This window comes from Pseudoalteromonas sp. SiA1 (assembly GCF_018732205.1).
GTDB lineage: Bacteria > Pseudomonadota > Gammaproteobacteria > Enterobacterales > Alteromonadaceae > Pseudoalteromonas > Pseudoalteromonas tetraodonis.
On the sequence record NZ_CP076085.1, the window covers coordinates 173,665 to 185,405 of the forward strand.

9 protein-coding genes are annotated in these 11,741 nt (G+C 39.5%); 7 read left to right on the forward strand and 2 right to left on the reverse strand.

What is annotated here, in order from left to right; all coding sequences use genetic code 11:
* Positions 1 to 4 precede the first annotated feature (4 nt).
* Positions 5 to 904: an ATP phosphoribosyltransferase gene (gene hisG, locus KK487_RS16285; RefSeq protein ID WP_013463297.1), complete on the reverse strand. Its 900-nt coding sequence runs from the start codon at positions 902 to 904 to the stop codon at positions 5 to 7.
* A gap of 396 nt (positions 905 to 1,300) precedes the next feature.
* Here hisG and KK487_RS16290 point away from each other — a divergent pair, with 396 nt between their 5' ends.
* The 6 genes from KK487_RS16290 to KK487_RS16315 all read left to right on the forward strand — a co-directional run bounded on the left by KK487_RS16290 (position 1,301) and on the right by KK487_RS16315 (position 9,271).
* Positions 1,301 to 1,534, forward strand: a complete 234-nt coding sequence (locus tag KK487_RS16290; RefSeq protein WP_016900160.1) for a hypothetical protein — start codon at positions 1,301 to 1,303, stop codon at positions 1,532 to 1,534.
* A gap of 497 nt (positions 1,535 to 2,031) precedes the next feature.
* The gene (locus KK487_RS16295) at positions 2,032 to 4,212 is read left to right on the forward strand and encodes a M4 family metallopeptidase (RefSeq protein ID WP_016900161.1); all 2,181 of its coding nucleotides are present in this window, start codon (positions 2,032 to 2,034) and stop codon (positions 4,210 to 4,212) included.
* A gap of 71 nt (positions 4,213 to 4,283) precedes the next feature.
* Entirely contained in the window at positions 4,284 to 6,140 is a 1,857-nt protein-coding gene (locus tag KK487_RS16300) for a M28 family metallopeptidase (RefSeq protein ID WP_016900162.1), read from the forward strand.
* Positions 6,141 to 6,240: 100 nt separating this feature from the next.
* Positions 6,241 to 8,157 (forward strand): DNA repair helicase YoaA, encoded by a 1,917-nt coding sequence (gene yoaA / locus KK487_RS16305; protein WP_013463302.1) that lies wholly within the window; start codon positions 6,241 to 6,243, stop codon positions 8,155 to 8,157.
* Positions 8,158 to 8,165: 8 nt separating this feature from the next.
* Entirely contained in the window at positions 8,166 to 8,867 is a 702-nt protein-coding gene (tsaB, locus tag KK487_RS16310) for a tRNA (adenosine(37)-N6)-threonylcarbamoyltransferase complex dimerization subunit type 1 TsaB (protein WP_016900163.1), read from the forward strand.
* A 74-nt stretch (positions 8,868 to 8,941) separates the two neighbouring features.
* Complete coding sequence (locus KK487_RS16315; RefSeq protein ID WP_016900164.1) at positions 8,942 to 9,271, forward strand: hypothetical protein; 330 nt, start codon at positions 8,942 to 8,944, stop codon at positions 9,269 to 9,271.
* Positions 9,272 to 9,339: 68 nt separating this feature from the next.
* Here KK487_RS16315 and KK487_RS16320 read toward each other — a convergent pair whose 3' ends face one another.
* Positions 9,340 to 10,626 carry an alkaline phosphatase gene (locus KK487_RS16320; protein ID WP_016900165.1) on the reverse strand — a complete coding sequence of 429 codons (1,287 nt, stop codon included), beginning with the start codon at positions 10,624 to 10,626 and terminating at the stop codon, positions 9,340 to 9,342.
* Positions 10,627 to 10,813: 187 nt separating this feature from the next.
* Between KK487_RS16320 and KK487_RS16325 the strand changes: the two genes are divergently transcribed.
* The gene (locus KK487_RS16325; protein WP_016900166.1) at positions 10,814 to 11,665 is read left to right on the forward strand and encodes an alpha/beta fold hydrolase; all 852 of its coding nucleotides are present in this window, start codon (positions 10,814 to 10,816) and stop codon (positions 11,663 to 11,665) included.
* The last annotated feature ends 76 nt before the right edge of the window (positions 11,666 to 11,741 follow it).

The following is an 11,741-nucleotide window of genomic DNA, read 5'->3' on the forward strand; positions in this document are numbered from 1 at the left end:
GCTGTTACTCCATCATTTTTTCAATTGGCATAACTAAAATAGAATTCGCGCCGAGTGCTTTAAGTTGCTCCATGGTTTCCCAAAATAACGTTTCGCTACTTACCATGTGCAATGCTACATATTCGTCAGATCCTGCTAGTGCAAGTAATGTAGGTTGACCAGAACCAGGCAGGATTTCACAAATTTCATCCAGCTTGTCTTTTGGTGCGTGTAGCATGATGTATTTGCTTTCTTTGGCTTGCTTAACACCACGCAAACGCGGCATCAATTTATTGATAAGCGCGAGTTTGTCAGCATCTTGCAGTTGGGTGTTTTGAATTAAACAAGCGTTTGACTCTAAAATTGTATCACCCTGCATTAAGCCATTAGCTTCAAGGGTTGCACCTGTTGAGACCAAATCACAAATGGCATCAGCAAGACCAGCACGCGGCGCCACTTCAACAGAGCCTGTGAGCATAACAGTGCTGGCGTTGATGCCTTCACGTTTTAAATATTGGCTTAAAATTTCAGGGTAGGTGGTTGCAATACGTTTGCCTTCAAACCAGCTTTTGTCTTGCTTACCTAGTTCTTGTGGCCATGCAAGTGCAAGACGACAGTAACCAAAATCTAATTTTGATAATTTAGTTACTTCGCTTGGAACGCCTTGGCGCTCTCTTTCTGCTTGTACTTCAACTAAAACGTTTTCGCCAACAATACCTAAGTCACATACACCGTCCATAACTAAACCTGGAATATCGTCATCGCGTACACGTAAAACGTCAATTGGCATGTTGGTTGAGTGTGCTATAAGGCGCTGCTCGCGAAGGTTGAGTTTTACACCCAGTTGCTTAAGCAGATCTTGACAATCTTTAGATAGGCGGCCGCCTTTTTGGATGGCGATACGAAGACGATTACTATTATTCATTACTCATTTTCCTTTAATTTTAAAACTAAAAACCCCGAGGGAAACCTCAGGGCGAAAATGAATCTTGGTATGTTGATTCGCCAGAGGTTTCCTTTTAGGAACAACCTCTCAGCGAAAGACCTGACAGGTTATTCCGATGAATGATGGTGGTGATGTACTGCTGTCAGAGTGTTGCGCATTTTTTATCCTGTTTAGCTATTCGTTATTATGTTAACGCTTAGCTGTTGCTTGTTTAATAAATTTCGCATTTATAAAAACACATAAACCAATAGCATGGCAAGAAAAATTTTCTTAAATTAAAGAATACCTTATAACTGTCGATAATAACTAAAGGTTTGCTTTATTTATCAACAGTTTTATAGTGATTAAATTACATTCAATTCAATGGAGGCACGCATGGATATAATGATCCCTTATTTAGGGCCTATTACGCGTTTAACGCTTGAATCTAAAGGAGCTTTTCATATTGCTGGGGTTCAACAAAGTGCCAGTGCCAAAAAAGTCGAGTTAGAAGAGCGTAAAAAAAGAGAAGTAGAAAAGCAACATAAGCTGACGTTTGACGAAAATAAATCGCGCAATAAAACCGCTGAAGAAGATGACGACAAACCCCATTTAGATACATGGGCTTAGTACAAGTGATTGGCGATACCGTTATTGCCTCAAGTTAAAATCGCCCTCAATAAAAGCAAATTTTTTTAAACATAGCAAATAGTGGTGCATGGCTATGAACTGCGTGTTTTTAAAACTACTCCCTACCCATTTAAAATAGATTACCCCTCTTTTAAAGCTCAACAGGTAAAGTATTTTCCTTTGCAACTACATGCTCATTGAGCAGTCGATTAGTGATTAACAATAAAGCGTGTGATTTTAAAATCTAATGCTTTTTGCCGGCTGTTTTATGTAAATATATGTATACGAAATGTTATTTCTGGCCTTCATTAGTTAAAACAGTAGTTTTTAAATCATTGTAAAATAATAGATTAATTTTCGAGCTAATACTTTAATTGTAAATTAAATGTTTAATTTTCGTTATTTAAGTTTGTGACCTACTCTGATCCTTAATCGGGTACAAGGTGTGCCGATTAATACAAATATATTAAAAACTTAAACTTTAACGGAGCGTAAACGTGAATTTATCTAAAATCACAATAGCAACTTTTGCTGCTTTAACTTTGGTTCAAGCAACAAATGCAGTAGCTGCGAATAAGAAATACCTAAATCAACAACCGACAATTAATAATATGGTGCAATCAAACTCTGCTTCCTTGTTATCAGTAAGTCCAAATCAGTTGATTGGGTTGAGTGTAGGGAACGAATTAGTTGTATTAAAAGAATTTACTAGCAATAACGGAGAAGTAACCCGCCGCTATCAACAAACGTATCAGGGCATTCCTGTCATTGGTGATACGGTCAGCTTAACATTTAATAATGGGATGCTTAAAAAAGCCCATGGTGCAGCTGTTTATAATATTGATGAAGATTTATCTGATGTATCGGCTAAATTGACAAAAAAAGATGCGATTTTAAAAGGGTCTAAAACGGGTATAGCTGCAAAATCAGTAGGCTTAAAAAAACATAATGAGCAATCCAGACTTGCTATCTGGGTTGACGATCAAAATAAGGCGCATTTAGTTTATGAAGTGTCTTATGTTACTTATGGCAAGTCACCATCAAGGCCATACCTGATCATTGATGCTAATACCGGTGAGGTCTTGCTTAGTTACGATAACCTGCAACATGCCAATGCAACAGGCCCTGGCGGTAATCTAAAAACAGGCAAGTATTTATATGGAACTGATTTTGACAGCCTAGATGTTAGTCAATCAGGTAATACTTGTAGCATGAATAACGCAAATGTTCGCACTATTAATTTAAATGGCGGAACAAGTGGCTCTTCTGCGTATTCATTTACATGTCCTGAAAATACATTCAAAGAAATAAACGGTGCTTATTCACCGCTAAACGATGCTCATTTTTTTGGTAACGTTATTTTTAATATGTATAACGATTGGTTAGGGACTGCGCCTTTGAGTTTTCAGTTACAAATGCGGGTTCATTACTCAAGTAACTATGAAAATGCGTTTTGGGATGGCAGCGCAATGACCTTTGGTGATGGGCAAAATACGTTTTATCCATTGGTGAGTTTAGATGTATCTGCACATGAAGTCAGCCATGGCTTTACTGAGCAAAATTCAGGCTTGATTTACAATGGTAAACCAGGCGGATTAAACGAAGCCTTTTCGGATATGGCTGGTGAAGCCGCTGAATTTTATATGAAAGGCAGCAACGATTGGCTAGTTGGAAAGGATATTTTTAAAGGTAATGGTGCACTGCGTTACATGAATAACCCTACCCAAGATGGCCGTTCCATAGATAACCAAAGTAACTATTATTCAGGTATGGACGTGCATTATAGTTCAGGTGTTTATAACAAGGCATTTTATAATTTAGCAACCACGCCGGGTTGGGATACGCAAAAAGCCTTTATCGTAATGGCACGTGCTAACCAACTATATTGGAGTGCGGGTGTAGGCTGGGATTTAGCCGGTAACGGTGTGATGGATGCTGCGTGTGATTTAAATTATGACCCTAATGATGTAAAAGCCGCTTTGGCTGCGGTAGGTGTTAATTCAAATCTTAGTTCAGGTAGTGATTGTGCTACACCACCACCGACTGACGATGAAGTGTTAACCAATGGGGTAACCCGTACGGGTATTAGCGGCGCAGAAAAAGAGCAACTATTCTTTACTTTGGAAGTCCCTGACGGTGCAACAAATCTTCAATTTAATACAATGGGTGGCTCAGGTGATGCAGACCTATATGTTAAATTTGCTAGTAGACCAAGCTTAAATAACTATGATTGCAATAGCACAACATCTACCAGTACAGAAAGCTGCAACATAAGTAATGCACAAGCAGGAACTTACTATGTAATGGTTGAAGCATGGAGTGCGATATCTGGTGTATCGCTAACGGGAAGCTACTCTGATGGGAATGGTGGTGTGACGCCAATTAATAGAACTGAGTCTAATATTAATGTGACTACTAATAACTGGAGCCGCTTTACTCAAGATTTATCAGCAGGGTATAGCACTTTAAATATTAGTATTGCCGGTGGTAATGGTGATGCTGATCTTTATGTAAACTTTGGCTCGCCTTCAAGTACGTCTTCATACTTATGTAGACCCTACAAAAATGGTAATAATGAAGAATGTACATTTGATAACCCACAAGCAGGTACTTGGTACATTGATTTAAGAGGTTACAGCTTAGCAAGTGGCGTAACACTCAACGTAACGGCTAATTAGGCATACATATAAAAAGGGGCTTTGCCCCTTTTTTAATGCTTAAAATAAAAGTAACAAGATAAGGAATATTTATGAACTACTTTAAACAGTTAGCAGTTATTACTACTTTAACCTTAAGTTTTAATTGCTTAGCAAATGAAAATCCAGACAATATTTGGGTCACCATTGACTCAACTTCAGCCCAGCATTATCAACATGAACAAGGTACATTTTTGCAAAAAATGCAATTTGCGCATAGAAAATCAAGTATTTTACCTGACGTTGATTTACTCAGTGTACCGCGTGACGCAGTGAACAATTTAAGTGAGTTTATGCACCAGAACTATAACCGTTGTGGTGGGTTTGTTGCGCATAGTTCGTTCGAAGAAGCGATTGATTACGCAAAAAAATTAGCTGTTGTTCAAAATAGCCAAGCTACATCAGCCTTTAATTATTCAATTGATAATGCGCAAACAGTACAAAGTTTAATTAGTGCACAAAGCCCAATTAATTTACAAAGCACTGTAAATTCACTCACTAGTTTTAATAATCGTTATTATACTTCGCAAACCGGCGTTGATGCCTCACAGTGGCTGCAAAGTTATTGGCAACAAATTGCCAGCGTTCGAAGTGATATAACCATTGAGAGTTATCAGCATAGCTGGGCGCAATCATCAGTGATTGTAACCATTGCAGGTGCTGAAAATGCAGATGAAATTGTTATTATTGGGGGGCATTTAGACTCGATTAATCAAGCAAATCCAGCACAAGGGCGCTCTCCTGGCGCGGATGATAATGCATCGGGTATTGCAGTGTTAACGGAAGCGTTAAGAGCAATTGTTGATACAAATTATAAACCGCAAAAAACTATTCAAATAATGGCGTTTGCAGCAGAGGAGGTGGGGTTAAAAGGGTCTAAAGCTATAGCCAGTAGCTATCGTTCGCAGGGTAAGAATGTAGTTGGCATGGTGCAATTTGACATGACTGGTAATAACGGCAGTATCGAAGATATTATTATGATGACGGATTACACCACCAATGCTCAAAACCAATTTTTAGCCCAGCTGATAGACACCTATTTACCACAAATTAGTTATGGCTTTGATCAATGTGGTTATGGTTGCTCCGATCATGCTTCGTGGTATCAACAAGGGTTTGCGGCCTCTATGCCATTCGAATCAAAAATGAATGACATTAACCCACTGATACATACACAAAACGACAGTAATTTTGACGCTGATCATGCAATTAAATTTGCTAACTTAGCCGTTAGCTTTGTTGCAGAATTGGCAAAAAATGCCGGTGATGTTACTCCGCCAAATAATAATGAGTTAGTCAATGGTGAACCAATTTCTGGTATCAATGCCACTGCTAAAGAGCAGCTTATCTATACATTGAATGTACCAAAAGGAGCGCAAAACTTAAGCTTTGAAACCTCAGGTGATAATGGCGATGCCGATTTATACGTTAAATATAATCAGGCGCCCACGTTAACTGATTACGACTGTAAAAGTACCTCTGCCACAAGTAATGAGCGTTGCGACATTCCAACCAGTAATGAAGGCACTTACTATGTCATGGTTGAGGCATACAGCGCAATTAATAATGTCTCTTTGACAGGCATTTTTGAGCCAGCAGGCGCTTTAGAGCCCATTAATCGCGTAGAAGATAACATTAGCGTAAATACAGGCGCTTGGCAGCGTTTTGAACAACGTTTAGCCGCGGGTTATGCCTCCCTGAACGTTGCTATTTCAGGCGGAAGCGGCGATGCTGATTTGTATTTAAATTTCGGTGCGCCATCTTCAAATACACAATTTGTGTGTAGGCCATATAAAAACGGCAACACAGAAAGTTGCACTATTTCTGCACCCCAGGCAGGCGTATGGCACATAGATGTTAAAGGCTATCGTAATGCAAGTGGCATTATGTTAACTATAATTGCACAGTAATTAACAGGGGCATAAGCCCCTTTAAAGGCCAAATTCTCACGCTATTTGGCTTGCCCTTCATCAATAGCTTACGTAGAATCCCGCTATTATTTTTTATAAAGTGATTGGTATTATCAAACAGCTGTTTAGTGCAACCGGGCCTTTGGCTTTATCAATAGATGGATACTCACCACGCCAACCTCAAATTGATATGGCCGTGGCTGTTGAGGATGCATTAAAAACAAGTTCCCAGCTTGTTGTTGAGGCCGGTACTGGCACAGGTAAAACCTTTGCTTATTTAGCGCCAGCCCTTAAATCTAAAGGCAAAACAATAATTTCAACCGGTTCTAAAGCACTGCAAGAACAGCTGTATCATCGTGATTTACCGGTGTTAGTAAAAGCCTTAGGCGCGGCTAAAAAAACGGCATTGTTAAAAGGGCGTGCCAATTATTTATGCACTTATCGGCTTACCCAACATGTTGCACACGTACCCACAGACGACCCTGATGTAATGCATCAGCTCGCTATGGTTGCTAAATTTGCCAGTGAAACGCATACGGGCGATTTAGCCGACTGTATTGGTATTGAAGAAGATGCCAAAGTGTTGCCGTATGTCAGCTCGACTGCAGATAACTGTTTAGGTAAAGAGTGCCCTGACTTTCAAGAGTGCTACATTCGTAAAGCGCGTTTAAAAGCAGGGGATGCCGACGTTGTCGTAATTAACCATCATCTATTTTTTGCCGATATGGCGGTTAAAGAGTCTGGCTTTGCAGAGCTAATGCCCAACGCAGATGCTTATATTTTTGATGAAGCCCACCAGTTAAGTGAAATTGCCAGCGACTATTTTGGCGAAACCATGAGTACTAAAAAGCTGGTGGATTTAATTAATGATTTACGCGCTATTTACCGCGCTGAAATTCCTGACATGCTGCAATTAGGAAAAAGTTTGAATAAATTGGAAACCAGTGTCGCCGATTTAAGATTGCAGTTTGGTGTGGACGGTAGCCGCGGGGATTGGCGTGAAAAGCTCAGTAATAAGCTTATTTGCTCTGCATTACATCGTGTTATTAGTGATTTAGAATTTGTGTATCAGGTTTTAAAACATTGCTTAGAACGAAGTGATAAAATTGAACACCCATTTGAGCGGGTGTTGGCATTTAAAGGCCAGTTAGAGCGCGTATTTGATACCGCCCAAACAGGCTTTAGTTATTGGTACGAAACCACGCGGCGCTATTTAACCATTAATATAACGCCACTGAATGTATCGGCTAAATTTGCTTTGATGATGAAAGAGTCTGGCGCAGGGTTTGTGTTTACCTCGGCCACGTTATCGGTCGACAACGAACTCACTCACTTTAATGCCAGCCTTGGGTTAAAACCAAAGCAAAGTATGATGGTAGATAGCCCGTTTGATTATGAAAATCAGGCGCTATTGTGCTTACCGCGCTATTTACCTGAAACCCACGCAGATAATATGCCGCATGCGATTGTAAAGTTAACTCTCGAACTCATAAAATCAGCAAAAGGGCGTTGTTTTGTGCTATTTACTAGTTACCGGATGATGCATTTGGTGGCTGAGGGCTTAACCACACAAATGGACTATCCGGTTTACATGCAAGGGCAAATGTCTAAACGCATTATATTAGAAAAATTTACCCGTCATGGTAATGCCGTGTTGCTCGGTACAGCGTCCTTTTGGGAAGGGGTTGATGTAAGAGGCAGTACTTTAAGCTGTGTTATTATCGACAAACTGCCGTTTGCAGCGCCCGATGATCCGCTTTTGCAGGCTAGAATGCAAGATTGCCAAATGCAAGGAAAAGATCCCTTTGCGCATATTCAGTTACCACAAGCGGTTATTGCCTTAAAGCAGGGGGTAGGTCGCTTAATTCGTGATAACAAAGATAAAGGTGTGTTAGTAATTTGCGATAATCGTTTAGTTACACGCCAATATGGACAAGTATTTTTAAAGAGTTTACCGCCAATGCGCCGTACACGTAGCTTAGAAGATGCAAATACATTTTTAAAACATATTAATTGAGTACAAAAATGATCAAAAGTAACATTCTCGCCCTAGACGCTTCTACTGAGGCTTTATCGCTTGTTTTGCATTATCAGGGTAAAACATTTCATCATTTTGAAGAGTGTCCGCAGCAGCATAGCCAAAAAATTCTGCCACTTATTGATGAGCTGCTTAATAAAGCCAATTGTAAATTAAAAGATTTAGATGTTATTGGCTTTGGCCAAGGTCCAGGCAGCTTTACGGGTGTGCGTATTAGTGTGGCCATTGCACAAGGGCTTGGGTATTCAACGAATTTACCGCTAGTGGGGGTTTCTACCTTAGCGGTTATGGCGCAACAAGCGTTTGAACAATTTGGCGATGAAGTGGTTTATTCAAGCATTGATGCGCGTATGGGGGAAATATACTTTGCTCAATACCAAGTTAATAATAATTTGATGACACTTCAAGGTGAAGAACGTGTTTTTAAGCCAGAACTGCTTGATGCTTCATTGATAGACACAAACAAAACAGCAACCGGCGTGGGGACTGGATTTAAAAGCTACCCCGATGCATTAACTACATTTACAAATGTGAGTGTACACCCTGAAATTACGCTACCCGATGCACAATACATGTTAGCGTTAGTGGATGCACAGTACCTTGCAGGTAATGGCGTAAAAGCAAGTGATGCTCAGCCTAAGTATGTGCGTGACACAGTGACATGGAAAAAATTACCAGGCCGCGAGTAACGCTAAGTTGTATTGTTTGCATATTGAGCTATTTTAAATCATAATTTAAGCATGTTGTTGGTTGGAGAAGCGTAATGTCGCTGCCTATAAGCTCTGGTTTTTTTACTGGTGATATCCCTGCTAAGGTGCGTTCTACTGCTGTTGTTACGGCAAAGCCTGAACGACTATCAGAGCAGCCAATATCACAGAAAACCAATACAGATTATGTTAAGAGCAGTCCTGAAGGGCTTGAACTCGCAAAAGAGTTTGTAAAAGCGAACACCAAAGAGGCCCAATATAGCCAAACTATTTACGATCAACCGAGTGCGCAAGTCAGTAAGGCAATTTCTACTTACACTGAGTTTGCTAATTTAGAGCGAAGAGCTGAAGTTCAAAGCTTAATTGGTGTTGATATATACGCTTAATTATAAAATTAATAGCCAAATAAAAAGCCCGAATAAATTATTCGGGCTTTTTATTTTCATAACAGCGATTACTGTTCTATGTAACTAATCAGTTTTTTAGCTATGTCAGTATTGTTTTGTGAACCAATAAAGTCATCGCTATTTTTACCATAGGCAAATACTTGCACATCAGAAGCGGTATGTCCGCCCGTTGTCCAACCAGTGAAACTTAAATCATTGATAATGCTTTTAACCGCTAAATTAAGGGTTTTTTCACCCATGGCTTTAGCTTGCTTAAGTTTAATTTCGTTTTCAGTTGTAAACTCAATACGGGTATTGGCCTGCCATACCGTTTTAAGGTTATCTGATCCCATTAATAATTTGGTTAATGTACCCGCAGTGGCTTTAACACCTTTGATGATGTCGGTTTCCCATTTATATTGGCCATGCGCGCCAATGGTTAAACCGCCTGTAGAGTGATCAGCCGTGATCACTAAAATAGTGTCTGGGTTGTTATCTACATACGCTTTTGCCGTTTCGATTGATTTTGCAAAGTCGTCCATTTCAGCCATTGCGCAAGCAATGTCATTTGCGTGACCACACCAGTCAATTTGGCTGCCTTCAATCATCACAAAAAAGCCTTTATCGTTTTGCCCATCAAGCAAATCAAACGCTTTAGAGGTTAACTGTTTTAATCTCGTTGGGTTTTCATCTAGCGCAAAAGGTAATCCCTTAGGTGCGTATAGACCAATGGCAGGGATTTGTGTGATTTGACCTAGGTTTTTAATATTGTCGCCGTATTGATAACCTGCTTTTTTAAATTCGTCGACTAAGTTTCTGTCATCACGAATAAAATATTGAGTACCACCGCCTAACATTAAATCAACCGGTAATTTACCAGCAATTTTATTGTCAATGTAGTCGTTTGCGATGTCATCATAATTTCTTCTTGATTCATTATGTGCGGCAAAGCTTGCAGGTGTTGCATGATTAATTTGTGAGGTAGCCACTAACGCTGTTGTCATTCCTTGCTCTTTTGCAATTTCTAGCATGGTTTTAACCGGTTTTTTGGCCGTATCGACAGCGATTGCGCCATTATAACTTTTATGGCCGCTGCTAAGTGCAGTTGCACCTGCGGCACTGTCTGTTACATAAGTATGGTCATCAGGATAAGTGTGCGCCATGCCTTTTAACATAGTGTCGAAAACGGTTGTTTCTATTTCTTTTGTTGTAGGGTCATCTTTGTAATATCGATAAGCGGTAGTGAAAGCGGGACCCATGCCATCACCAATCATATAAATAACATTTTTAGGCGCTGTTTGAGCGAATGCTCCTGTTGTACATAAAAGCGCTAATAAGCCGAACTGTTTTTTCATTGTGTGTACCCTTTAAGTGTACTTATTTTAATAGCGACTATTATTGTATACCGATAGCAAGATAAATAAATGAATATGTTATGAAATCTCGAAATTTAAGTGTGTGTTCTGTGAGTTCAGTTCTATTAATTGTGTATTAACTCTTGTATGTTATGGCCATAACCAAATAAAAAAGTTGAGGTTTGCGTTGCAACCATTTTCGGTAAAAGCTAATGACCTAGATATACGCGGTATTAAATTTGGAGACGGTGAAGACGTCGTTATCGCTCTGCATGGCTGGCTAGATAATAGTGCTAGCTTTGTGCCTATGCTGAGTCGAGCTGCACCTTCGCAAACATGGTATTGCATTGATTTTCCAGGGCATGGGCTGTCATCTTGGCGAAGCCCTCAGGCACATTACTACTTTATTGACTATGTGGATGATGTGTATGCATTAATCACAGCGCTTAAGTTAAAGAAGGTACACTTAGTTGGTCATTCTATGGGGGCTATGGTTGCAGGACTATTTGCTAGTTGTTTTAGTGAGTATGTAAAATCTGTTTCTTTTATTGAAGGTATAGGTTGTGTCACTACCGATAGCGATGAAGTGTGTTCTCAGCTAAGAAATGCCATACTAAACCGAGCAAGGCTTAGTACAAAAAAATCACGGGTATACACATCAAAACAACAAATTTATCAAGCACGTGCAAAAACAACTGATTTAAATAATGAACAAATTGCATTGCTGATGGACAGAAACATAAAACAAATGCACAGTGGTTTTGAGCTAACTTGCGATCCTAAGCTTAAAAATCACTCAGGTTTTCGATTTGATGAAGCGCAATGTATTGGTGCAATAAAAGAATTAATTGCACCATGCCAATTAATATTAGGTGATAAAGGTTATCCATTTGTAAAACAAAATCTAGACAAGTATAGTAAATATTACAATAACTTGAGTGTAATAGATGTGCCTGGTGGGCATCATTGCCATATGCAAAGTAGTGGACTATGTTTTGAACACATTCACGCATTTATGGTGCAAAGTAGTGCATGTTAATTGTATATTACCGATAAATGTGGGATTATCTCTAGATTAGAGTATTTGCTCAATTGTGAAAGTGCCTTACTTAGAT

Coding starts and splice junctions, on each gene's coding strand:
- hisG (WP_013463297.1), bottom strand. CDS start 904: ATGAATAATAGTAATCGTCTTCGTATCGCCATCCAAAAAGGCGGCCGC.
- KK487_RS16290 (WP_016900160.1), top strand. CDS start 1,301: ATGGATATAATGATCCCTTATTTAGGGCCTATTACGCGTTTAACGCTT.
- KK487_RS16300 (WP_016900162.1), top strand. CDS start 4,284: ATGAACTACTTTAAACAGTTAGCAGTTATTACTACTTTAACCTTAAGT.
- tsaB (WP_016900163.1), top strand. CDS start 8,166: ATGATCAAAAGTAACATTCTCGCCCTAGACGCTTCTACTGAGGCTTTA.
- KK487_RS16315 (WP_016900164.1), top strand. CDS start 8,942: ATGTCGCTGCCTATAAGCTCTGGTTTTTTTACTGGTGATATCCCTGCT.
- KK487_RS16320 (WP_016900165.1), bottom strand. CDS start 10,626: ATGAAAAAACAGTTCGGCTTATTAGCGCTTTTATGTACAACAGGAGCA.